Annotated in this window: 23 protein-coding genes; 3 read left to right on the forward strand and 20 right to left on the reverse strand. The window is 64.7% G+C overall.

Annotated elements, in window-relative coordinates; all coding sequences use genetic code 11:
- Positions 1–16 precede the first annotated feature (16 nt).
- Complete coding sequence (locus AC4BCK_RS12685; protein ID WP_174179161.1) at positions 17–373, reverse strand: Rv1322 family protein; 357 nt, start codon at positions 371–373, stop codon at positions 17–19.
- A gap of 104 nt (positions 374–477) precedes the next feature.
- On the opposite strand from AC4BCK_RS12685, the gene nucS reads away from it, so the two are divergent.
- Both nucS and AC4BCK_RS12695 read left to right on the forward strand, forming a co-directional pair.
- Complete coding sequence (gene nucS, locus AC4BCK_RS12690) at positions 478–1173, forward strand: endonuclease NucS (protein WP_471898134.1); 696 nt, start codon at positions 478–480, stop codon at positions 1171–1173.
- Positions 1174–1474: 301 nt separating this feature from the next.
- Entirely contained in the window at positions 1475–1678 is a 204-nt protein-coding gene (locus AC4BCK_RS12695; RefSeq protein ID WP_011692441.1) for a cold-shock protein, read from the forward strand.
- Between the two features lie 166 nt (positions 1679–1844).
- Here AC4BCK_RS12695 and AC4BCK_RS12700 read toward each other — a convergent pair whose 3' ends face one another.
- The 14 genes from AC4BCK_RS12700 to AC4BCK_RS12765 all read right to left on the reverse strand — a co-directional run bounded on the left by AC4BCK_RS12700 (position 1845) and on the right by AC4BCK_RS12765 (position 15300).
- The gene (locus AC4BCK_RS12700; protein ID WP_310110890.1) at positions 1845–4382 is read right to left on the reverse strand and encodes a phosphatidylglycerol lysyltransferase domain-containing protein; all 2538 of its coding nucleotides are present in this window, start codon (positions 4380–4382) and stop codon (positions 1845–1847) included.
- On the reverse strand, positions 4379–5689 hold the full coding sequence (locus AC4BCK_RS12705; RefSeq protein WP_364407058.1) for an alpha/beta hydrolase: 1311 nt from the start codon (positions 5687–5689) through the stop codon (positions 4379–4381). Before AC4BCK_RS12705 ends, AC4BCK_RS12700 begins: the two co-directional genes overlap by 4 nt.
- A 5-nt stretch (positions 5690–5694) precedes the next feature.
- Positions 5695–6126 (reverse strand): DUF2550 domain-containing protein, encoded by a 432-nt coding sequence (locus AC4BCK_RS12710; RefSeq protein ID WP_174179153.1) that lies wholly within the window; start codon positions 6124–6126, stop codon positions 5695–5697.
- Positions 6127–6136: 10 nt separating this feature from the next.
- Positions 6137–6421 (reverse strand): F0F1 ATP synthase subunit epsilon, encoded by a 285-nt coding sequence (locus AC4BCK_RS12715; protein ID WP_174179151.1) that lies wholly within the window; start codon positions 6419–6421, stop codon positions 6137–6139.
- Between the two features lies 1 nt (position 6422).
- Positions 6423–7877, reverse strand: coding sequence for a F0F1 ATP synthase subunit beta (gene atpD / locus AC4BCK_RS12720; RefSeq protein WP_104184908.1), 1455 nt, complete (start codon positions 7875–7877; stop codon positions 6423–6425).
- An 83-nt stretch (positions 7878–7960) separates the two neighbouring features.
- On the reverse strand, positions 7961–8851 hold the full coding sequence (locus AC4BCK_RS12725; RefSeq protein ID WP_104184909.1) for a F0F1 ATP synthase subunit gamma: 891 nt from the start codon (positions 8849–8851) through the stop codon (positions 7961–7963).
- A 73-nt stretch (positions 8852–8924) separates the two neighbouring features.
- The gene (atpA, locus tag AC4BCK_RS12730) at positions 8925–10562 is read right to left on the reverse strand and encodes a F0F1 ATP synthase subunit alpha (RefSeq protein WP_066277086.1); all 1638 of its coding nucleotides are present in this window, start codon (positions 10560–10562) and stop codon (positions 8925–8927) included.
- Positions 10563–10641: 79 nt separating this feature from the next.
- Positions 10642–11469 carry a F0F1 ATP synthase subunit delta gene (locus AC4BCK_RS12735; RefSeq protein WP_310110902.1) on the reverse strand — a complete coding sequence of 276 codons (828 nt, stop codon included), beginning with the start codon at positions 11467–11469 and terminating at the stop codon, positions 10642–10644.
- Entirely contained in the window at positions 11469–12020 is a 552-nt protein-coding gene (locus AC4BCK_RS12740; RefSeq protein WP_066277091.1) for a F0F1 ATP synthase subunit B, read from the reverse strand. The genes AC4BCK_RS12735 and AC4BCK_RS12740 overlap by 1 nt, the downstream gene beginning before the upstream one ends.
- A 52-nt stretch (positions 12021–12072) precedes the next feature.
- Positions 12073–12276, reverse strand: coding sequence for an ATP synthase F0 subunit C (gene atpE / locus AC4BCK_RS12745; protein ID WP_009356484.1), 204 nt, complete (start codon positions 12274–12276; stop codon positions 12073–12075).
- Positions 12277–12383: 107 nt separating this feature from the next.
- Complete coding sequence (gene atpB, locus AC4BCK_RS12750) at positions 12384–13184, reverse strand: F0F1 ATP synthase subunit A (RefSeq protein ID WP_174179147.1); 801 nt, start codon at positions 13182–13184, stop codon at positions 12384–12386.
- A gap of 81 nt (positions 13185–13265) precedes the next feature.
- Positions 13266–13604: an AtpZ/AtpI family protein gene (locus tag AC4BCK_RS12755; RefSeq protein WP_174179145.1), complete on the reverse strand. Its 339-nt coding sequence runs from the start codon at positions 13602–13604 to the stop codon at positions 13266–13268.
- The gene (locus AC4BCK_RS12760) at positions 13597–14079 is read right to left on the reverse strand and encodes a Cg1360 family ATP-synthase-associated protein (RefSeq protein ID WP_310110908.1); all 483 of its coding nucleotides are present in this window, start codon (positions 14077–14079) and stop codon (positions 13597–13599) included. Before AC4BCK_RS12760 ends, AC4BCK_RS12755 begins: the two co-directional genes overlap by 8 nt.
- 108 nt (positions 14080–14187) lie before the next feature.
- On the reverse strand, positions 14188–15300 hold the full coding sequence (locus AC4BCK_RS12765; protein ID WP_251424897.1) for an MraY family glycosyltransferase: 1113 nt from the start codon (positions 15298–15300) through the stop codon (positions 14188–14190).
- 284 nt (positions 15301–15584) lie between these two features.
- Between AC4BCK_RS12765 and AC4BCK_RS12770 the strand changes: the two genes are divergently transcribed.
- The gene (locus AC4BCK_RS12770; RefSeq protein ID WP_174179139.1) at positions 15585–16481 is read left to right on the forward strand and encodes a glycosyltransferase; all 897 of its coding nucleotides are present in this window, start codon (positions 15585–15587) and stop codon (positions 16479–16481) included.
- A gap of 25 nt (positions 16482–16506) precedes the next feature.
- Here the strand turns inward: AC4BCK_RS12770 and AC4BCK_RS12775 are convergent, their stop codons facing one another.
- The 5 genes from AC4BCK_RS12775 to rho all read right to left on the reverse strand — a co-directional run bounded on the left by AC4BCK_RS12775 (position 16507) and on the right by rho (position 22533).
- The gene (locus tag AC4BCK_RS12775; protein WP_174179137.1) at positions 16507–17280 is read right to left on the reverse strand and encodes a WecB/TagA/CpsF family glycosyltransferase; all 774 of its coding nucleotides are present in this window, start codon (positions 17278–17280) and stop codon (positions 16507–16509) included.
- A complete protein-coding gene (locus AC4BCK_RS12780) occupies positions 17280–18161 on the reverse strand; it encodes an L-threonylcarbamoyladenylate synthase (protein ID WP_174179135.1) in 882 nt (293 codons plus the stop codon). The genes AC4BCK_RS12775 and AC4BCK_RS12780 overlap by 1 nt, the downstream gene beginning before the upstream one ends.
- Before the next feature lie 12 nt (positions 18162–18173).
- The gene (gene prmC, locus AC4BCK_RS12785; RefSeq protein ID WP_490566000.1) at positions 18174–19046 is read right to left on the reverse strand and encodes a peptide chain release factor N(5)-glutamine methyltransferase; all 873 of its coding nucleotides are present in this window, start codon (positions 19044–19046) and stop codon (positions 18174–18176) included.
- A gap of 21 nt (positions 19047–19067) precedes the next feature.
- Positions 19068–20141: a peptide chain release factor 1 gene (prfA, locus tag AC4BCK_RS12790; RefSeq protein WP_174179130.1), complete on the reverse strand. Its 1074-nt coding sequence runs from the start codon at positions 20139–20141 to the stop codon at positions 19068–19070.
- A gap of 223 nt (positions 20142–20364) precedes the next feature.
- A complete protein-coding gene (gene rho / locus AC4BCK_RS12795; protein ID WP_310110921.1) occupies positions 20365–22533 on the reverse strand; it encodes a transcription termination factor Rho in 2169 nt (722 codons plus the stop codon).
- Positions 22534–22644: the final 111 nt, after the last annotated feature.

The following is a 22644-nucleotide window of genomic DNA, read 5'->3' on the forward strand; positions in this document are numbered from 1 at the left end:
ATCTTCGCCCGCCCGTTCAGCGGTAGCGGTAACTGCGCGACATCCAGCAGTTGGTATGCCAGTGCCGCCGCTCGGCCAGTCCGGCGGCAGCGCCGAACAGGTGGTCGTCCTTCCAGACCACCAGGTGGGCCACACCGGGCGGCACGGCCGTGGAGCACTCGGGGCAGATGTAGGTCTTTTCGGCATTCCTGGCGGTCATGGTGCGCACCATCCACTCGCCGTCAGGGGCGCTCTCCCGCCGCGCGATGCCGGCACGCGCCCGTTCCAGGTCGAGCTCGGGCACCTCCCGGCTGCCCTTCTTTCCAGCGCCCGCCCTCCCGGACACAGCCCCCTTTCCGGACACTGGACGGCGGGGTCGGTTGGAGCGCGGCATGCTTCCATTCTGCCCCAGCCGCCGTGCATATTCCTGCGGGCAAGCCCGGGGGCGGTGGGCACCGGCTGCCAGCTGCGTCCACTGCAGACGGTAGTCTGTACGGCGTGCGACTTGTCATAGCCCGATGCTCCGTTGATTATGTTGGCCGGCTCAAAGCCCACCTCCCGCTTGCCACCAGGCTCCTGCTGGTGAAGGCCGACGGCTCCGTCCTGGTCCATTCAGACGGCGGTTCCTACAAGCCGCTCAACTGGATGAGCCCCCCGGCCACGCTCAGGGTTTCCTCCCCGGAAGACGTGGATCTCGAGCTGGGGGTAACGGAGCAGTGGACCGTCCAGTCGGCCAAGACCGATGACCGGCTCATCATCAACATCCATGAAAAGCTCGATGAGTCGTCCCACGACCTCGGCGTTGACCCCGGGCTCATCAAGGATGGCGTGGAGGCAGACCTGCAGCGGCTCCTGGCCGAACAGATCGAGACCCTGGGGACGGGGTACTCCCTCATCCGCCGTGAATACTTCACCGCCATCGGTCCGGTGGATATCCTGGCGCGCGATGCCGAGGGCGCCACGGTTGCCATTGAGCTGAAGCGGCGCGGCGATATCGACGGCGTGGAGCAACTCACGCGATACCTCGAGTTGCTCAACCGCGATCCGCTGCTGGCCCCGGTGCGCGGAATTTTCGCGGCCCAGCAGATCAAGCCGCAGGCCAAGGTCCTTGCCAATGACCGGGGCATCGATTGCGTCACGTTGGACTACGACGCCATGCGCGGCGTTGACGACAGCGAGTCCCGGCTTTTCTGACGGTGCCGCCCGGTGGTCCTTGTCCGGTGAAGGATGCCCTGACGTGCGCATTAACCTCCTCTTTGCCCAAAATTTATCCGTTTTGAAGCCCAAACCGTTGACCTGCGGGAATGGGCATGAAATTCTTATCTCAGTCTTTGTGTAGGTGTTTTTTCATGCTCGCAAGACATGTTGCGAGCGCGAAGCTCCTGCACCGCCGGTTCCTTTTCCAGGGGCGGCACACCAGGATTCTTCTCGCGGAGTGACCAAGGCCGGCACGAGGTGTGCCGATCTTAAAAAGTTCCACAATGAGGAGAAATAAATGGCACAGGGAACCGTCAAGTGGTTCAACGCTGAAAAGGGCTTCGGCTTCATTACCCCGGATGATTCGGACGGTGACGTCTTCGTCCACTACTCCGAAATCCAGACCGGCGGCTTCAAGACCCTCGACGAGAACCAGCGCGTCCAGTTCGAAATCGGACAGGGCGCAAAGGGTCCGCAGGCTACCGGCGTAACGCTGGTCTAGTCTCCGCCCGCCGCCCGCACCAGCGGTTGGCAGCAAAATGGTCCCCGGCATTTATGCCGGGGACCATTTTTATGTTCAGTTCCAGAAGCCGGAGTTGCAGGACAAAAGGCGCGGATTCCCGGCCGCCGGTTTCGGAGGAAATGCATCGGTAAAGGCCGCGCGGTATTCATTTTCCTAAACTTCGCACCAGACGCGCGCCCTGCGCGAGGGACAGCCCGGGGAGGTAGGCGCGGGTCAGCGCCCGGCCAATGGCCGGAAGGTGCAGCGGGTCCTGGTAAAACAGGTAGAGTGCGCGGTACTCGGGCTTGAACCTTGATTTGAACGCCGCCAGGGACCGGAAACCGTAAACAGGTTCCAGCGCGTGCCCCACGAGGTCCAGGATTTTCACCAGGTTCTCCGGCCCCGGCTGCCCGTCCTCCCCGCCATCGGGAACCCGCGCCAGCGGGGAGCCCGACAGGGAGATGACCTCCACCGAGCCGCGCAGCTCCAGGACCGCGGAGGCGATCAGGAACTCCATCACCCCGGGAAAACCCTCGGCGCCACGGCGCATGACGTCCAGTGTCCGGCTGACCAGCCGCCCGCCGTCGTACACGGGAAGCCAGCTGGTGACGCCGTGGACGGTTCCGTTGCCGTCCACGGCGAGGCAGCACAGCACCTCCTCGTCCTCAAGCTCGTCCACACCGCCCAGGGTGAAGCCCATCTCGGGGACAGACTTTCCTGCTGCCCACTCTTCGGACACCTCGCTCAACCGTGACCGGAGCGCCGCCGGCAGCGAGTGGTAAGGCCCCCACACGGCACGAACGCCCAGCTTGGCGGCCCGGTTCAGCGCTGTCCGGACGTTCTGCCATTCCTTGCCTTTGAACTCAAGCTCGCGGATCGGCAACCGGGTTTCCTGGGCAACGGCAACCCGGGCGAACCCCTGCTCCTGAAGTGCCGGCCATAATGTGTCATCGCACGAATACAGTGCCGGAATCAGCGCGTGGCTCCTGCAATAGGCCAGGAATTCGCCGGTGACGCGCTGCTGGGCTTCCTTCGGTCCGAAGGCTCCGCCCAGGGTGAGGGCAACGCTGCCGTGCTGCTGGAAGGCGACGGCACCCTTGCCGTCGGAACTGAACCAGTAGGTGTTGGGTTCCCACAGCGCCATCCACGAGAGCGGGCCGCCGCCCTGGCGCAGGAGCGACCGGGCCCTCTCCCTGTCCTCCACGCCGGAGTCTGTGCCATGGGCCTTGCCCAGCAGCACCCACCACACGGCGGCAAGCGCGATGACCCAAAACACCGGTCCGGAATAGGCAAACAGCACGGATTCCACGGCATTGCGGTCAGCGAAAACGCCGCGGTAATGCTGCGGGATGGGGATGGGGACATACTGCCTGGCCAGCTCGGCCAGCAGTCCCAGCAACCCGCCGTCGCGCTCCAGCCCTCCTGACCAGAACCAGGCCAGCGCGTAGGAGCCGGCCAGCGCCAGCCATGTTCCTCCCGCCACCGCCGCAAGCACCCGGCGGGCGTACGGCGCTGTCTGCACCCGGAACTGCCACCGGTTCAGCCACAGGACCAGCGCCAGCAGCAGCGGCACCACCACAAGGGGCAGCACGTGGGCAAACGCCGAGCCCAGCGGTCCGGCATTGGGCACTTGGCTCCTCGAGGGCAACAGCGCGAAGAGGGCAAGGTAGACGGCGGCCAGCGCCGTAACGGCCAGCTGGATGGCGATGGCAATGTTCAGGGCAAGGCGCCGGCCGCGGCGCATGCCGTCCGCGCAGATGAGCAGCAGGGCTACCGGGACCACCGCCAGGGCAAGCCCGACCGGACCGGCAAAACCGGCCCGGCCCTCTTCCAGGCAGGAAGCCTCAACCGTGGCGCCGCAGTTGAATGCAAGCTGCCCAAGCGTCGGCAACGGATTCAGGACCACGTCGCGCAGCAGGGCCAGCGGACCCGTGGGCGCCCGGGCGATGCCGGTCAGGATCGGTCCCACGGCAAAGACGGCGACCGTCAGGGCCAGGAGGTTCCTGGTTTCGCGTCCGGTTGAACGGTGCCGGTGGAGCTGTCCCTGGTCCCCCTGGATCCACCACCCGGCCAGGAGCCCCAGCACGGCGCCCAGCAGTCCGATCACGGTTTCAGCGTGGCCCACATACAGGACCAGCAGGAGCGAGATGGACAGCACGGCTGTCCGGAGCCTGCGCTGCCACAGGACCGGCAGCCGCGCGCTTCCCGCCAGTCCCGCCGTCAGCAGCGGGGCGTAAGGGCCCACCAGGACGTCGTCCGACATCCGGTCCAGCCAGCCGTCCCCCACGTACCCGGCAACCTGGGTCACCAGGAGGAACAGCGTGACGGCGGCGAACTGGCCTCCCAGCAGCAGCGCGATGGCCGCCCGCGTTCCCAGCCTGCGTTCGGCGGGCCCCAGGAAGACCACAATCATCAGTGCGGCCACCAGGTAGGCCAGCGGATTCGTGGCGAAGAAGAGGCTGGTAAAGAGGGACCACCAGGTGCCGTCCCGAAGCCCCGGCCCGCTGACGCCCGCAAGTCCCAGCAGCTGTTCGGGCGGGCCTGCCGCGAAGCTGCCGGTCACTGCCCCCACGGCGAGGAAAAGACCGAGCACCACAAGCGTAAAGGGGGCCGATTTCAGGGCTGCCTTCCCGTCATGGAGGGCAGGCAGCACCACCGTGGACCAGGCGAGGCGGGCAGTACGCACCTGCCTGTCAGCGTTCACCTCTCCAGCCCCCACCGCTCGGCCAGGAAATCGAGTGCGTCGCCGATACGTTTCGAGGAGGTATCCCAGGAGTGGCCGGTATGCTCCACCTCGTAGGCGCGCACCGTAAACCCGGCATCCTCCGCCGCTGCGGCCAGGGTGCGGAGGTAACCGACGAATTCCGGGTCGTCCTGCCCGGCGGTCAGGTAGAGTCCGCTGCCTTCAAAGCGCCGATCTTTCATGATGGCCAGGGGAGTCTGCCGTACGAAGGCTTCGGGGTCCCCCGGAAAGGACGCCTCGATGGTCTTGTGGCGCTCCTTGGCAATCGCGGGCTCCGCCTCGCCGGAGAAGGACAAGACCGAGGGGAAGAGGTCCGGATGCCTGGTTCCCAGCTGCAGTGCGCAGGTGCCGCCGAAAGAGAACCCCCCGGCCGCCCACCTGCGATGGTCTGTGTCGACGGCGAGCGTGGACTTTATCCAGTGCGGGACGTCCTGGGAGAGGTAGGTGTCCGCGCGTGCAATCCGGCTGTCCATGCACATGGTGTTGGCGGACTGGGACCCGTTGGGGTCGGGCACCACCACCACGGGCGCCACTCCCCCGTGCGCGGCGGCAAAGGCGTCCATGTGGGACTGCAGCGCACCACCGGTCAGCCAGTCCGCCGGGCCGCCCGGCTGACCCGCCACCAGCACCAGCACCGGGAGGGCGGGACGGTTCTGTGCAAAGTAGGCGGGTGGAAGGTAGATGTAGGCTTCCCGGGTTTCCATTCCGGAGACATCCCCCGGGATCACGGACCGGCGCAGCGCTCCGCCGCCCGGCATCTCCCCCTCCGCGGTCCAGCCCTGGAGCGTGGCGCCGTCGGCCTCGCCAGGCTGGCGCATCAGGTCCCGCTCCAGCGCGGGGACCCTGGCCAGTGCCGTGCCGAAGAGGTCACTGACGGTGCGGTTGAGGCCATAGTAGGCATTGATCTGTACCGCCGAGAGAGCCGCGACCAGGAGGACTGCGGCGAGCCCGGTTCCACGGCTCCGCCAGGTGCCGCGGGGCACCCGCAGGACCAGGAGGATGAGGGCGGCGACGGCGGCCACGATCCAGAGCAGGACAGCGTCCGGGATGTTCGCGGTGAAGACGGAGAAGACGTTGATGAGGGCCCAGTGCACGGCGAAGACCAGTGCAATCGCTGCAGCTGCGCCTGCCAGGACCCGGAGAAGCCAGGGCCGGGGAGGGATGCCGGAAGGGGGCACCAGGAGGTACAGCGCCCCGGCGAGGCCCAGGATGAGGGACAACCAGTAGACCGGCCCGTCCACGAGCCGGACCTCGAAGAGCCAGTCCACGTCAGCTAGCGCCAGGTGCCGACGCCGATGACCGGACCGGCCTCCAGCCAGGACGAGAGGCCTGTGTAGGCATCGAATTTCATGGCGAGGCGCAGGTCCTTGCCTTCATAACGCAGTTCAACGATCACGACGTCGGGCTGGACCTTCACGGCCTCGGCCTCCGTGGGTTTGCGGCGGCCCAGCAGTTCAAGGCTGTGGCGCTTGAACTTGTGTTTGGGCCGGACGCTGAGGGAGAGCAGCCGGAACCACTCGAGGTCGTTGTCCTGATAACGACAAACCCCCATCTGCCAGCTGTTTCCAGCCATGCAAATGGAGGCGTCCACCGTGCCGAGGGCACGCCGCAGGTTGAAGCGGCGCACCCCCGAAAGGCACAGTGCAAAGATCAGCAATCCAAAAGCGATTGCCATGGCGATGAACGGAAGACTCGATGCGTCCATCAAGGTGATGCTAGCGGATCCCAGCGGTAACCGAGCCGCCCAGCTGGGCGTTGTCAGCAACGATGACCACGCGGTTGTTGTCCACGGAGAAGAACCCGCCGTCGACTTCTACCGCGATACGGTCTCCCGATACCGGCTGGATCGCCAGTTCACCCTCGGCCAGGATCGCCAGCAGGGGCGAGTGGCCGGGCAGGATTCCGATTTCACCATCGCTGGTGCGGGCCTTGACCATCTTGGCCGCTCCGGACCACACGAAGTGGTCCGCTGCGACAATCTCAACCTCAAGCTCAGCCATATTACTTGGTCTGTTCCTGGATCTTGGCCCACTGGCGCTCGACGTCGTCGAGGCCGCCGACGTTGAAGAACGCCTGCTCCGCGATGTGGTCGAGGTCGCCGTCGCAGATCGCGGTGAAGCCTTCAACGGTGTCCTTGATGGAAACCGTGGAGCCCTCGACGCCGGTGAACTGCTTGGCGGTGTAGGTGTTCTGGGAAAGGAACTGCTGGATGCGGCGTGCACGCGACACGACGATCTTGTCCTCTTCGGAGAGTTCATCCACACCGAGGATAGCGATGATGTCCTGGAGTTCCTTGTTCTTCTGCAGGATCTGCTTCACGCGGACAGCCGTGTTGTAGTGGTCCTTGCCGATGTACTGGGGATCCAGGATGCGGGAGGTCGACGTCAGCGGGTCAACGGCCGGGTACAGACCACGGGAGGCGATTTCACGGGAAAGTTCCGTGGTCGCGTCCAGGTGTGCGAAGGTCGTTGCCGGAGCCGGGTCGGTGTAGTCATCTGCGGGAACGTAGATGGCCTGCATCGAGGTGATGGAGTGGCCCTTGGTGGACGTGATGCGCTCCTGCAGGAGGCCCATCTCGTCTGCCAGGTTGGGCTGGTAGCCCACGGCGGACGGCATGCGGCCGAGGAGGGTGGAAACCTCGGAGCCTGCCTGGGTGAAGCGGAAGATGTTGTCGATGAAGAGCAGCACGTCCTGGTTCTGCACATCGCGGAAGTACTCCGCCATGGTCAGCGCGGACAGGGCCACGCGGAGACGCGTTCCCGGCGGCTCATCCATCTGGCCGAACACAAGGGCGGTGTCCTTGAGGACGCCTGCCTCTTCCATTTCAACCCAGAGGTCGTTACCTTCACGCGTACGCTCGCCAACGCCGGCGAATACCGAGGTACCACCGAAGTTGCGGGCCACACGGGTGATCATTTCCTGGATCAGAACGGTCTTGCCCACGCCGGCGCCGCCGAAGAGGCCGATCTTTCCACCCTTGATGTACGGGGTGAGGAGGTCGATGACCTTGATGCCGGTTTCCAGCATCTCGGTGGAGCCTTCGAGCGAGGCGAAGTTCGGTGCCTTGCGGTGGATCGGCCAGCGTTCGCTGATGTCCAGTTCCGACTCTGCAACGTCCAGGGGCTGGCCCAGCACGTTGAAGATGTGGCCCTTGACGCCGTCGCCAACGGGTACGGAGATGGGGGCGCCGGTGTCCACGACGTTGGTGCCGCGGACCAGTCCGTCGGTAGCCTGCAGGGAGATGGCGCGAATGAGGTTGTCGCCCAGGTGCAGGGCGGTCTCGAACGTGATGGTCTTGGTTACACCGTTGAGAGTAATCTCGGTGGTGAGGGCATTGTAGATGGACGGGATTGCGTCGGCCGGGAATTCGACGTCGACAACCGGGCCGATTACGCGCGCAATGCGGCCGGTGGCACCGGACGTTGCGGCTACGTGTTCGGTAGCAGTGGCAGTCATCTCTCTCACTTCACTCAGTAGATGGCGTGGGTTTAAGTTTATCTGTGGTGGTGCAGGTCCAGCGGAATCCGGTCTGCTGCTGGCTAGGACGCGAGGGCGTCCGCGCCGGCAACAATCTCGGAAAGCTCCTGCGTAATTTCGGCCTGGCGGGCCGTGTTGCGCAGACGCGTGTACTTCTTGATGAGGTCCGTGGCGTTGTCGCCGGCGGACTTCATGGCCCGCTGGCGTGCAGCAAGCTCGGAAGCTGCCGCCTGCAGCATGGCCGCGAAGATGCGTGACTCGATGTAGCGCGGCAGCAGAGCGTCAAGAACGCGCTCAGTTTCCGGCTCGAACTCGTACAGCGGCAACAGGTCCGATTCAGAAGCGGCCTGCTCTTCCACTACTTCCAGGGGAAGCAGGCGGATGACCGTGGGCTCCTGGGTGACCATGGACTTGAAGCGGGTGTAAACCACGTGGATCTCGTCCACGCCGCCCTCTTCGTAGTCGGTCGCGAACTCGGCCAGCAGTGCTTCGCCGATTTCGCGCGCGGTGGTGAACTCAGGCGCATCTGTCCCTCCGGTCCAGACCCGTGCGTATTCACGGTTCCGGAAATCGAAGTAGGCCTGGGCCTTACGTCCAACGACGTAAGTCTTAACTTCCTTGCCTTCTTCGTGGAGCAGCTCGATGAGACCTTCCGCCTGCTTGAGCACGCTGGCCGAGTAGGAACCTGCCAGTCCGCGGTCCGCGGTAATTACCAGGACGGCGGCACGGCGGATCTGCTCCGGCTCAGTGGTCAGCGGGTGGTCGATTTCGCTTTGGCTTGCGACAGCAGAAACGGCGCGCGTGATCGCGTTCGCGTAAGGCAGTGAAGCTGCTACGCGCGCACGGGCCTTGCCGATGCGCGAGGTAGCGATCAGTTCCATCGCCTTGAAGATCTTGCGCATCGACGTGGTCGAGCTGATCTTCTGGCGGTAGACCCGGATCTGGGCTCCCATACTTATCCTTTCCTAGCGTTCCGTAGGCCGGGTGTGCCGGGTCCTGTGGACCCGGCACACCCTGCCAATGGAACTAGCGCTTCTGCTTGACGATCTTTTCCTGGTCAACCTGGCCCTCGTCGATGGCGGCATATTCCTCATGCCCCGCACCCACCAGGTGGTTGTCACCCTCGCCGAAGAAGCCCTTCTTGAAGTCGACGATTGCCGACTTGAGAGCTGCCGCGGTGTCATCGTCCAGCACGTTGGTCTGCGCCAGCGTGGTGAGGATCGAGGACTTGTGCGTCAGGTGCTCCAGGAACTCGGACTCGAAGCGGCTGATGTCCTCAACCGGAACGTCGTCCAGGTAGCCGTTGGTGCCGGCCCAGATGGAGACGACCTGGTTCTCAACCGGGAACGGTGAGTACTGGCCCTGCTTGAGCAGCTCCATGAGGCGGGCGCCACGGGTCAGCTGCTGGCGCGATGCGGCATCCAGGTCCGAGGCGAACATGGCGAATGCCTGCATGTCGCGGTACTGGGCGAGGTCCAGCTTCAACGTACCGGAGACCTTCTTCATGGACTTCACCTGTGCGGCGCCGCCCACGCGGGACACGGACACACCCACGTCAACAGCGGGGCGCTGGTTGGCGTTGAAGAGGTCCGACTGCAGGAAGATCTGGCCGTCGGTGATGGAGATGACGTTGGTCGGGATGTAGGCGGACACGTCGTTCGCCTTGGTCTCGATCAGCGGCAGGCCCGTCATGGAACCGGCACCCAGCTCGTCGGACAGCTTTGCACAACGCTCCAGCAGGCGGGAGTGCAGGTAGAACACGTCGCCCGGGTAGGCTTCGCGGCCCGGCGGGCGGCGGAGCAGCAGCGACACTGCACGGTAGGCCTCAGCCTGCTTGGAGAGGTCATCGAACACAATAAGGACGTGCTTGCCGCCGTACATCCAGTGCTGGCCGATGGCCGAACCGGCGTACGGTGCCAGGTACTTGAAGCCTGCGGGGTCGGATGCCGGAGACGCCACGATGGTGGTGTACTCCAGTGCCCCGTTGTCCTCGAGGGTCTGGCGGATGGCGGCGATGGTGGACGCCTTCTGACCGATGGCCACGTAGATGCAGCGGACCTGCTTGGTCACATCGCCCGAAGCCCAGTTGGCCTTCTGGTTGATGATGGTGTCGATCGCGATGGCCGACTTGCCGGTCTGGCGGTCGCCAATGATGAGCTGGCGCTGGCCGCGGCCGATCGGGATCATGGCGTCGATGGCCTTGAGCCCGGTCTGCATCGGCTCGTGCACCGATTTGCGCTGGGTCACGCCGGGAGCCTGGAGCTCCAGTGCGCGGGTGGTTTCGGCCTTGATCTCGCCGAGGTCGTCGATGGGCATGCCCAGCGGGTCGACAACACGGCCAAGGAAGGCGTCGCCCACGGGAACGGACAGAACCTGTCCGGTGCGGTGGACTTCCTGGCCTTCTTCGATGCCGGTGAAGTCACCGAGGATGATGACGCCGATTTCGCGGACGTCGAGGTTCTGGGCCAGGCCCAGCGTGCCGTCCTCAAAGCGAAGCAGCTCGTTCGCCATGACCGAGGGAAGGCCCTCAACACGGGCGATGCCGTCACCAGCGGTAGATACGCGGCCGACCTCTACGCGTTCTGCGTTTCCGGGTTCGTAGGACGCCGCGAACTCGTTCAGCGCATTACGGACGTCGTCGGCGTTGATGGTCAATTCGGCCATCTGCAGTCCCTGCTCTCCTGTTTTGTGATCACCGTTGCCGGTGACCGGGGTTTCTATCAGTTTGTTTGTGCTTGTCCGGCTAGCCGGCCAGCTGGCGTTGCAGCTCGCCCAGCCTGGTGAGTACCGAAGCGTCGAGCACTTCGTCACCGACCTGGACGCGGATGCCGCCAATGAGTGCCGGATCAACGTTGAGGTTGATCTTCAGTTCCCGCCCGTACATGGCGTTCAAGCCCGCCTGAAGGCGTGCAAGCTGCGTCTGCGTCAGGGGACGGGTCACATTGACCGTTGCAATCCAGCGCTGCTGCCGCTTGGCTGCAAGCTCCGCAAAACGTTCCACCAGCCGGGTGGGCTTGATGCCGCGGGGCTGGGTGACGGCCTGCCGGATGAGGACTTTGGCTTCCTCACTGGCGCCGGGCACCAGCTTCTCGGCGAATGCCGACTTGGCTGCGGCGCTGGCCTGTGTTTCGGACAGAGCACGTTGTACCTCGTGGTTGGAGGCAACAGCCTGGTTGAAGGAGAACAGATCGTTCTCCAGTTCTTCCAGGCCAGTGATTCCGGAGGCAGAAACGGCCGACTTGTTTTCGGCAACGGAAATGACCACCGTTGCGGCAAGAGTCTCGAGTGCATCGCCGATGTCACGGGCAGTTGCCCAGCGCAGGCTGGCCAGTCCGCTCGCGATATCTGCAGCATCAGCGGAGACTTTTCCGCTAACCAGCTGCCTGACCAGCGCCGACTTTTCGTCACCGTTGCGGGACGGGTCAGTCAGGGCGCGGCGCAAGCCAGCCGAGCTGTCCACCATTCCCAGAATTCCGAAGAGTTCCTTTGCCAGCTGCAGCGACGCCGTCGGAAGCTTGGCTTCCAACGCAGTCAGCGCTGTTGCCAGCGATTCGCTCGATACGCCTGCCATTACTTAGCTGCACCTGCGTTCTGGGTCTCCAGATCTGCCAGGAAGCGGTCCACGACCCGAGCTGCACGCTCATCGTCGTTGAGCGATTCGCCGACGATCCGGCCGGCCAGGGTGGTGGCCAAAGTGCCGACCTCGGAGCGCAGGGACACAACGGCCGCCTGGCGCTCGGATTCGATCTGGGCGTGCGCCTGGGCCGTGATGCGGGCAGACTCTGCAGCTGCCTTCTCCTTGAGATCCGCGAGGATCTGGGCACCTTCGGCGCGGGCTTCCTCACGGATGCGGTTGGCTTCGGTGCGGGCGTCGGTCAGCTGCTGCTTGTACTCTTCGAGTGCAGCAGAAGCCTCAGCCTGGGCCTTTTCAGCCTTTGCAATGCCACCTTCGATGGCCTCGGCACGCTCGGCGAAGGTCTTTTCGAACATCGGGACAACGAACTTGACCACGATGAACATGAGGATGGCAAAGCCCACGAGGACAACGCCCATTTCCCAGATGTTGGGAACCAGGGGGTTGACTTCGCCCTCAGTGGCGGCTGAGATGATCAGCTGATTCATATTTCACCCGTCCTTTTCTACTCGGTTCTGTAAGTTCGCTTCGCTCTAAGGACTAGAGAACGAAGGCGAAGACCAGGCCGAGGATGGCGAGGGCTTCGGTGAGCGCAAGGCCGAGGAATGCGATCGGCTGCAGGACGCGCTGTGCTTCCGGCTGACGTGCAACGCCGTTGATGTAGGCAGCGAATACGAGGCCAACACCGATACCACCGCCGATTGCGGACAGACCGTAACCTACGAGGTTGAGATTGCCTTCCATTTTTCTTCCTTTCAAGATGCCACCCGTGTGGCAGGTTGTTTGGGTTGCTCTATCCCCGCGAGGGGAAGTTTTTGTGTGCCTGCGGCGCGATGCCGTGCGGCGGGTGCCTAGTGGCTGTCGGCGTGAAGCGCGCCTTCGATGTAGATCGCGGTCAGCAGGGTAAAGACGTACGCCTGCAGGACCATGATCAGGGCTTCAAGCATGTACATGGCGATCGCGCCGGCGAGGACCAGGAGCGAGGATCCCTTGAGCAGGATGTTCTCCTGCATGACGAGGAACTCGATGCCGTAGCCTGCGATCATCACGATGAGGTGGCCTGCCAGCATGGTGGCGAACAGACGGAGGCTGTGCGTGACCGGCCGGACCAGGAAGTTGGAGATGATCTCGATCGGGATCACGATCGGAAGGATGTACCACGGCACGCCTGAGGGCACGGTGGCCAGCTTGAAGTAGCGGAGCCCGTTCTTCTTGACGCCGATGGCGATCCAGGTGAAGTAGACGATGCCGGCCAGCACATAGGCTCCGCCCACGTGCGAGAACGTGGGGAGCTGGAAGAACGGGATGGCGCCGTAGATGTTGTTAACCAGGATGAAGAAGAAGAGGCTGAACAGCAGCGGGACGTACTTGATGAAGTCCTTGCCACCGATGATGTCCTTGGCGATTCCGTTGCGGACGAAGCCGTAGGCGGCCTCGCCGGCGAACTGGAGCTTGCCGGGTACCAGCTGCTGCTTGCGTGCAGCGAGCACGAAGAAGACGGCGATAAAGACGACAGAGAGGAGGACCAGCAGCATCTGCTTGGAGAATCCTTCTGCGGCACCCCACGGCAGGATTGCCGGCAAATGCATTTCGTTAATACCAGGAGGAGTGAACTCTCCTGAATCTTGGGCCGGGAGCGCAAGCGCGATCAACGCGTTTCCTCTCTGCAGTGTCCATCATTGGGCGTTGGGCGGGGATCGGCAGCCTGATGGCCTGCTGTTCCCCCTGTGAAATTATTTGGCATTAGTGTCGCCGTCCTGGGACGGCCCGCTGGCAGCATGGCGCTCCCCAGCGTTGTTTCGAGAACTGGTAAGGCCATGCATGTGGGAAAGGTAAAAACCTCCGACGGCTCCAAGCAGAGCGCCTGCGAGCACAATCCAGCGCGTTCCCCACACGTAATCCAGTCCCCACCCTATCAAACTCCAGACGATGATTCCGCCAATGATGTAGCTGAATACGGCCATGCCGGCGTTGTATCCGCCGCTGGTTCCGTCGCCTGATACACCGGGGGCGGGACCGCTCGATCCGCCGTTGCCGGTGTTGCCTTGGCTGGGCTTCTTCGGATCACGCATCGGGGTTTTCCTTGGGTTCTGGATCGTTGTAGATCTGGAGGCGCGCCTTGCTGAAACCGTAGATCTCAGCAGCCTGCCACAGCACCACCGCGGTGACGGCGCCGGCCACAAACCAGCGCCCGTCCAGCCACTGCGGTGCTCCCACGACGAACAGGACGACGGCGAAACCGACTACCTTGACGAAGTAGGTTGCCACGAACATGCCAATGGCCCCGGAAGGATTGCTGCGGCCCACGAAGTGACCTACGAGGAGGCTGATGCCGAAGAACAGCATCACCAGCAGGCCACCGGACGTACTGGACAGCACCCCGTTCACGCCATCCAGCAGCATGGCCGGTACAGCGCAAAGCAGGAGTCCGCATGCCGACGCGATTGAACTCAGCTTGAGGAGGTGCAGCCAGAGCGACGGCGTGGGGCCGGATGCGCCCACGCGCCCATTGCCGGACAGAGGTCCGGACTCGGCGTTGGAGGTCATTCGATCCCAATCGTCGGCACCTGCGGCAGATCGTCAACAGGCTGTGTGGAGGGGCAGCTTTGGCTGCCCCTAAATTCTACACGAGATAGAAATATTTCCGCACGGACGTTACGCCCGGGTCTCTTCCCCCCGGCGGGCCAGGTAGGGCCAGGCGGTGATGAGGCCCATGACCAGGGTGGCGAAGAGGTCGATGGACAGCACAATCTGCCACGGAAAGATGGCGAAGGCCAGTCCCCCGAAGGAGAGGATGGCGGTCCAGAGGTACATCAGGATAACTGCGGTGCGGTGCGAGTAGCCGATGTCCAGGAGCTTGTGGTGCAGGTGGCCGCGGTCGGCGGACCAGGGCGATCGGCCCCGGGCAGTCCGTCGCACCACCGCCAGGCCGAGGTCCAGCAGCGGAAGGAAGAGGACCGCGAACGGAAGCAGGATGGGAATCACCGTGGAGATGCCGTTGACCCTGTCGTAGAGCCCCGAGGTGATCTGTCCCGTGGACACCACGCCCGCCGAGGCCATCAGCAGCCCGATCAGCATGGCGCCGGAATCGCCCATGAAGATCTTGGACGGGAACCAGTTGTGCGGCAGGAAGCCCAGGCAGCTGCCCACCAGGACTGCCGTAATCAGGGTCGCGAGGTCTGAATAGTCCAGCAGGACAGCGTTGCGGTGCACCCAGTAGGCAGTGAAGAAGAACGCCGTGCCGCCGATGATGGCCACTCCTGCGGCAAGGCCGTCCAGCCCGTCGATGAAGTTGAAGGCATTCATCGTGGTGACGATCAGTCCGGCAGTCAAAAGGACCCGGACGGTTTCATTTTCGAGGTAGATCGGCTCCGGAACCCAGGGGACAATGGTCATCTGGACCCCCCAGACGGCCACGGTCAGGCCCGCAATGCTTTGGCCAATCAGCTTCACCCACCACCGGATGTCCAGCAGGTCATCGGCGACGCCCACCAGCACAATGACGGCTGCGCCTGCGAGGACGCCCCATGGCGAGAAGTTGTTCCGGTAGATGTCCTTCACGAAAAAGGACTGGCTGGCGACGATGAGGGCCACCATGACACCGAGGAAGATCGCCACGCCGCCCAGGCGGGACACGGGAATGGAATGCATATCGCGGCTTCGGATGGGCATGTGGAGTTCGAGCCGGTGGCCGACGACCCGTGCTCCCCATGTAGCCGCATAGGACACGACAGCAGCCGTCAGTCCCATCAGCAGGTACATGATCATGGGGCGGGTTCCGTTTCCGGGGAGACAGTGCCGCCGGGCAACGGCAATGGCAGCTGGTCCTTGGCTATGGGGCTCACTGGCCGGGAATCTGTTCTTCGATAAATGAAACTTCTCCGTCGCCGAGCGCAGCAGGCAGTGCGTATTTCCTCATACGCGGTGCCTTACAGGGCTGTATTACAGTGGACTCTAGTCAAAGATACTAGCGCCAACAGCTTCATGGCTTCGCGCCACACTGGCGCATTGCGAGCGGGGAAATCCCTGTCAGCCATGCTGAAAGGACCCCCATGACCCCCCGCATAGCAGTTGCTGCCGTGACCTTCGACCGGCCGAAGGAACTGGCCGTCCTGCTGGATTCCATCAATGCCCAGACGGCCGCAGTGGACACCATCTGCCTGGTTGACAGCGGCAAAACCCCGGCCCGTGACACAGCCGATGAACATCCGAACGTTGATTACGTCCGCTCGGAGGCCAACCTCGGCGGCGCTGGCGGCTTCGCCCTGGCAGCGCTCAAGGCAGTGGCGAGCGGAGCCAAGTGGATCTGGATGATGGATGACGACGCCGAACCGGCGGATCCGGAATGCCTCGCCACGCTGCTGCGTGAGGCCGAGGCAAGGGACCTGGAGGCGGTGGTTCCGCTGGTGACCGCGCCTGGCCAGCCGGACCGGCTGTCCTTTTTCTTCCGCCTTGACGGCAAGGTGACGCACAGCCGCGCCGAGGTGGAGAAGCTTGGCTTCCTGCCCAACGACGGGCACTTCTTCAATGGCGCGCTGATCCGCTCCGACGTCTTCTTCAAAGTGGGACTGCCGGACATGCGGCTGTTCATCCGCGGCGACGAGGTGGACTTCACCATTCGGCTGCGCAAAGCGGGCATCAGGTTTGGCACCGTGACCACCACCGCCATCAGCCACCCGCATGCGTTCTCGGAAACCCAGCATGTGTTTGGCGCAGGCTGGCACGTCATCGTCCCGGAGTCAGCGTTCAAGCGGTACTACTATTACCGGAACCGCGGCTACCTGATCCGCCGGTACTTCCGCGTCCGGTCCTTTATTGCGGACGTAGGCGGGTATGCAGGCTATTTCGCGCAGCGGCGGGACTTTAAAGGTTTCCTGGGGTGGGCCAGGTCCTTCTCCACCGGCCTTCGCGGCAAGGGCTTTGCCCCGCTGGAAGACCAGAAGTTCTAGAAAGGGCTTGCGGTCCCGCCCCCATTTACTTGCCGGGCCCGGGAAGGGCCCGCTTCACTCGGCGGCTCCCAAGGAGCCACAGCAGGACCCAGGGCTCTCCGAGCACGCGGTAGGCAACACGGCGGGGATGCAGCAGCAGCCGCCAGGCCCATTCCAGCCCCATCCGGCCCAGCCAGCGTGGGGCAAGCTTCTGGAAGCCGGCCAGCTGTTCGATGGCTCCCCCCACCGCGCAGTAGATAGCCGGCGGCATGTCGGCGAGGCGCCGCTGCAGCACTTCCTCCTGGAGGGGCATGCCCAGGCCCAGCAGGACGAGCTGCGGCTGCTGCGCGTGGAGCCATTCAACAGCCCGGTCTTCGAGATCCCCGTTCCAGCCCTCCCCGGGCAAGCCCGCCACCCGGGCAGCAGGGACAATCAACTCAAGTTGCCTGACGGCCGCGGCATTTGCCTCGGGGCCTGCGCCGATCACGGCAATCCGCTCAAGACCCTGCACCTCTCCCAAAGCCGGGAGCCAGTCCGTGGTACCCAGCCGGTAGTCCATGACGGGTCCTTGGGCTTTGCCGGTCCTCCCCCACAGCCAGAGCACGGGAGCGCCATCCAGCAAAACCACATCACTGCGCTGGTAGAGGTCCCGGAAGCCCTCATCCGAGAGGGTCAGGGTGACGCTGTGCAGGTTGTGCCCCAGCACCGTGCGGGTGGAGCCTTCCTCGACGAAGCGGCTGAGTTCAGCCATCAGGTCCGGCACGCGAAGCGGGGTCGCATCGACCTCCAGCACCGGGATCCGCTGGCGGTCAAGCGCCATCACGGTTCAGGGTTCCGAACCGGAGCCGGGACAGCTGTATGCTCCCCGGAAGGAGATTCCACAGCGGCAGTCTCATCAACCGGAGACCCGCCGGCAGGTGCGGCTTGGGCACGTGCAGCTTCGTCAGGTGCCGGTGCTGCTTCGGCATGTGCAGCTTCTGCCGGGGCCGCTTCGTCAGGTGCTGCTGCTTCTCCTGCCGGTTCCTCCTCGGCCATGGGGATCTCGCCCAGGCCAAGGACTCCGGGTACGTGTTCGCGAAGCTGGTCCAGGGTGACCGCACCGTTCCGGACCACGCGCAGGCGCGGACCCGTGGCGTCCACAATCGTGGACGGTACTGCGGCCTCGCCTTCCAGCGGCCGGAAGCCGCCTTCGAGGTAGACCTCCACGGAGTCGGCCAGCTGCTCGCGGGCCGCAGCAGCTGTCTGTCCGGGGGCATGGCCGGTGCGGTTGGCCGAGGATACGGCCAGGGGTCCGGTAAGGGTCAGCAGTTCCTGGGCAATCTCATCGTCCGGCATGCGGAGGGCCACAGTGCCCTTGGTCTCGCCAAGGTCCCAGTCCAGGGATGGCTGTGCGTGGAGGATGAGGGTGAGGCCTCCGGGCCAGAACGCTTCCGCCAGTTTGCGGGCGTCGGCCGGGACGTCCGTGGCGAGGCCGTCCAGGGCGTTGATCCGCGGGATCAGCACGGGCGGCGGCATGGCCCGGCTGCGGCCCTTGGACACCAGCAGCATGGTCACGGCCTGGGGCGAGAAGGCGTCGGCTGCAATCCCGTAGACCGTGTCCGTGGGAAAGACGACGCACTTCTTTTCGCTGATGGCCCGCTGGGCGTGCTCAAGTCCCTTGGCACGCTCGTCATCGCTGGTGCAGTTGTAGGTAGTGGTCACTCGCCTATCCTTTCATTCGCTGTGGTCCGGATCCGCGAGCACGGCGCTGGTGGCGCGCTCCTTGCCGTTAAGGTCCAGATGCGTCCTGATCCCGGTCCAGTTTCCTGTACCGGCCAAATGGTCCGAAATCCAACCCGCCTGGACTTCTGCGTGCTCCATCACAAAGTAGCCCCCCGGCCGCAGGAGGCGGGCAGCGGAGGCAGCGGCCGCCGTCGGAAGTTCCATGCCGTCCGCTCCCCCGCCGTACAGCGCCTCCGGCGGGTCATGAAGGGCGACTTCCGGCTCGGTGGGGACGGCTTCGGCGGGAATGTACGGCGGATTGGACACCACGACGTCGAAAGTCCCGTTGAGATCAGGCAGCGCGTCCCGCAGGTCCCCCAGCACAAGCCGGACACCCAGCGGGGCCAGGTTTTTTGCTGCCCAGGCGTGGGCGAAGGGGCTGAACTCGACGGCGTGCACCTCCGCACCCGGGACCTCGTGGGCGATGGAGCCTGCGATGGCACCCGAGCCCGTCCCGAGGTCGACGATCCGCGGGCGGGCCATCCCGCGGACGTGGTCGATGACCAGCTGCGCCACCGATTCGGTCTCAGGGCGGGGTACGAAGACGCCGGGGCCAACGGCCAGCTCGAGGTAGCGGAAATGCGCCACTCCGGTGATGTGCTGCAACGGTATGCGGCTGGCGCGCTCCGCCACCAGCGCCTCGTAACCCTCCGGCGCGGGCGCATCCCCCAGCATCATGGCACGCAGGCGGCCGAGCCCCACGTTCAGCAGGTGGTCGGCCAACAGCTCGGCGTCCACCCGCGGACTGGGGACGCCGGCGTCGCGGAGGATATCCGTTGCCGCGCTGACAGCATCCGCGAGCGACTGGCCTGGCTCGAGTGTCATGTCTGGAAGGTACCGAAGGGACTAGTCGCCGATGGCGTCCAGGCGTGCCTGTTCGTCCATCTCGATGGCGGACTGGATGACCGGCTCCAGGTCGCCGTTCATGACCTGGTCCAGGTTGTATGCCTTGTACCCGGTACGGTGGTCCGCGATGCGGTTTTCCGGGTAGTTGTAGGTGCGGATGCGCTCCGAACGGTCCATGGTGCGGATCTGGGATTTCCGCTGTGCCGAGTTTTCGGCGTCGATCTGCTCCTGCTGGTGCGCCAGGATGCGTGCCCGGAGCACACGCATACCCGCTTCACGGTTCTGCAGCTGGGATTTTTCGTTCTGCATGGCCACCACGATGCCCGTGGGAAGGTGGGTGATGCGCACGGCGGAATCAGTGGTGTTCACGGACTGGCCGCCGGGGCCGGAGGACCGGTAGACGTCGATCTTGAGGTCGTTCTGGTTGATCTCAAGCTCTTCGGGCTCATCCACTTCGGGCAGGACCAGGACGCCGGCAGCCGAGGTGTGGATGCGGCCCTGGGATTCGGTGACGGGAACGCGCTGCACCCGGTGCACGCCGCCCTCGAACTTGAGGCGGGCATACACGCCCTCGGCAGGATCGTTCGAGCTGCCCTTGACGGCAACCTGGACGTCCTTGTAGCCGCCAAGGTCGGATTCCGTGGCGGAGATGATCTCGGTCTTCCAGCCGCGGGACTCCGCGTAGCGCGTGTACATGCGCAGCAGGTCGCCGGCGAACAGTGCGGCTTCGTCGCCGCCTTCGCCGCCCTTGACTTCAAGGATCACGTTGCGGGCGTCGTCGGGATCGCGCGGGATGAGGAGGCGGCGCAGTTTCGCGGCAGCCACCTCAAGGGCAGCTTCCAGCTCAGGCACCTCAGCGGCAAACTCGGGGTCTTCGGACGCCATCTCCTTGGCAGCAGCAAGGTCATCCCGGAGGCCTTCCCACTTGTGGTAGGCCTCAACAATGCCATTGAGCTGAGCCGAACGGCGCCCCAGTTTCCGGGCAAGCCGCTGGTCGGCATAGACAGCAGGATCCCCCAGCTGCGCCTGGATAGCATCATGCTCATCAAGCAGGCCCTGTACGGACTCAAACATTTAAAACCTCTTTCGACTCTTACAAGTCTAGTAACAAACAGACACGGGCCACGGCTGGCGACCTAACGACGAAGCCGCGCGGGTTTTCCGCCCCGGGAGTGGCATCGGGCCTGCCGAAGCGTGGTGGCCAAGTCCGTCAGGACATGGCCACCACGCGAAGGGGCGGGGGCGGAAAACCTGCGTGGCGAACCACGCGAGTCAACCGCACCCGCCCCTGGTACAGCTATTTGTCGTTATCCGACTTCGCACCAAGCGTCGTCTTCTGGACCTGCATGAGGAACTCAACGTTGCTCTGGGTTTCCCGGATCTTGTTGGTCAGCAGCTCAAGGCTCTGCTGGGTCTCGAGTCCGGAAAGGACGCGGCGCAGCTTCCACATGATCTTGACTTCCTCGGGCGAGAGCAGGTTCTCCTCGCGGCGGGTGCCGGACGCGTTGACGTCCACGGCCGGGAAGATGCGCTTGTCAGCCAGCTGGCGGGACAGGCGGAGCTCCATGTTGCCGGTGCCCTTGAACTCCTCGAAGATGACCTCGTCCATCTTGGAACCGGTCTCCACGAGCGCGGTGGCCAGGATGGTGAGCGAGCCGCCGTTTTCGATGTTGCGGGCTGCACCGAAGAAGCGCTTGGGCGGGTACAGCGCCGCGGAATCCACACCACCGGACAGGATGCGGCCGGAGGCCGGTGCTGCCAGGTTGTAGGCGCGGCCCAGGCGGGTCATGGAGTCCAGGAGGACCACCACGTCCATGCCCATCTCCACGAGGCGCTTGGCGCGTTCGATGGAAAGTTCGGCCACGGTGGTGTGGTCGTCAGCGGGACGGTCGAAGGTGGAGGCAATGACCTCGCCCTTGACGGTGCGCTGCATGTCCGTGACTTCTTCGGGACGTTCGTCAACCAGCACCATCATGAGGTGGACCTCAGGGTTGTTGGTGGTGATCGCGTTGGCGATGGACTGCAGGATGAGCGTCTTGCCGGCTTTCGGGGGCGAGACGATCAGGCCGCGCTGGCCCTTGCCGATGGGGGCAACCAGGTCGATGACACGGGGACCGATCTTTTTGGGATCGGTTTCCAGCCGCAGGCGCTCTGACGGGTAGAGCGGAACCAGCTTGGCGAATTCGACGCGGTCCTTGAGCTCTTCGGCGGTCTTGCCGTTCACCGAGGTGACGCGGACCAGCGCGTTGAACTTCTGGCGGGCGGACTGCTGGCTGCGGTCCTCGCCTTCGCGGGGTGCGCGGATTGCACCGACGACGGCGTCGCCCTTGCGCAGGTTGTACTTCTTGACCTGTGCCAGGGAGACGTAAACGTCGTTGGGGCCCGGCAGGTAGCCGGAGGTGCGGATGAACGCGTAGTTTTCCAGGACGTCGAGGATGCCCGCCACGGGCAGCAGGACGTCGTCCTCGGTAACCTCGACGTCGTCGACGTCGGGTCCCTGGGAACGGCCGCGGCGGCGGTCGTTGCGGTCACGGAAGCGGTCGTTGCGGGAGGTGTTGTCCCGGTCCTGGCCGCCGGAGCGGTCATTGCGGTCGTTCCGGTCCCGGCGGTTGCGCCGGTTGCGGCGGCTTCCGCCGTCTGAATCATCGCTGTCGCGGGTGTTGTCGCGGTTGTCGTCCCGGCGGGCACCTTCGCGCTGGCCTGCCTCGCGGCTGCCGGCGTTGTCGCGGCCGCCTTCGGTATTCTCGCGGGCAGCGTTGTCGCGTCCGGCGTTGTCACGGCCGCGGGTGCGGCCGCCTTCGCGGCGGTCGGCGCGCTGGCCTGAGTCGCCGGCCTCCGCGGGAGCTTCGGTGCGCTGGTCCGGGGTGCGCTGTTCTGAGGTCCGCTGTTCGACAACGGCCTGTTCAGCGGGTGCTTCGGCGGCCTCGGCAGCCTGCGGCGCAGCGGCGGCTTCGCCGCGGCGGCGGTTGCGGGTGCGCGGCTGGCGGCGTTCGCCAGCGCTTTCGGGCGCTTCGGTGGCAGGTGCCTCAACCGGAGCGGCGGTGCTGGTGTCGGCGGTGGCAGGCTCGGTGGTTGCCGGTGCCACAACCCCGTCGCTGACGGCGCGACGGCTGCGTCCGCGGCCACGTGCCCGGGTTCCTTCCGCGGGAGCTTCCGTTGCTTCAGCGGCGGCCGGGGAGGTCACTGCGGTGGCAACTGCCGGCGCCGCCGTGGTGTCTACGGACTTTTCGGTTGCCCTGGCGGGAGCCTTGGTCACGGGGGTACCGGCGCGGTGGGCGGAGATGGCCGAAACCAGGTCCCCCTTGCGCATCCGGGAACCGCCTGAAATGCCGAGCTGGCTGGCAAGTGCCTGCAGCTGGGCGAGCTTGAGGCCGGCAAGGCCGCTGCTCTTGGCGGGAGCTGCCGGTGATTCGGCAGCAGAAGATGATAGTTCCACAGCTGGCGACAGCTCAGTGGTTTCGGTCACGAAGGATCCTTCCCCCTCGACGGCGTCCAGACTGGGAGCTGGACGCGATGATTTGATCTGGGCTGCAGTTCAGATCTGCAGCCGGATTGTTCGGCCTTGCCGGTTGGATTT

It is taken from the genome of Pseudarthrobacter sp. As-47, from assembly GCF_058215595.1.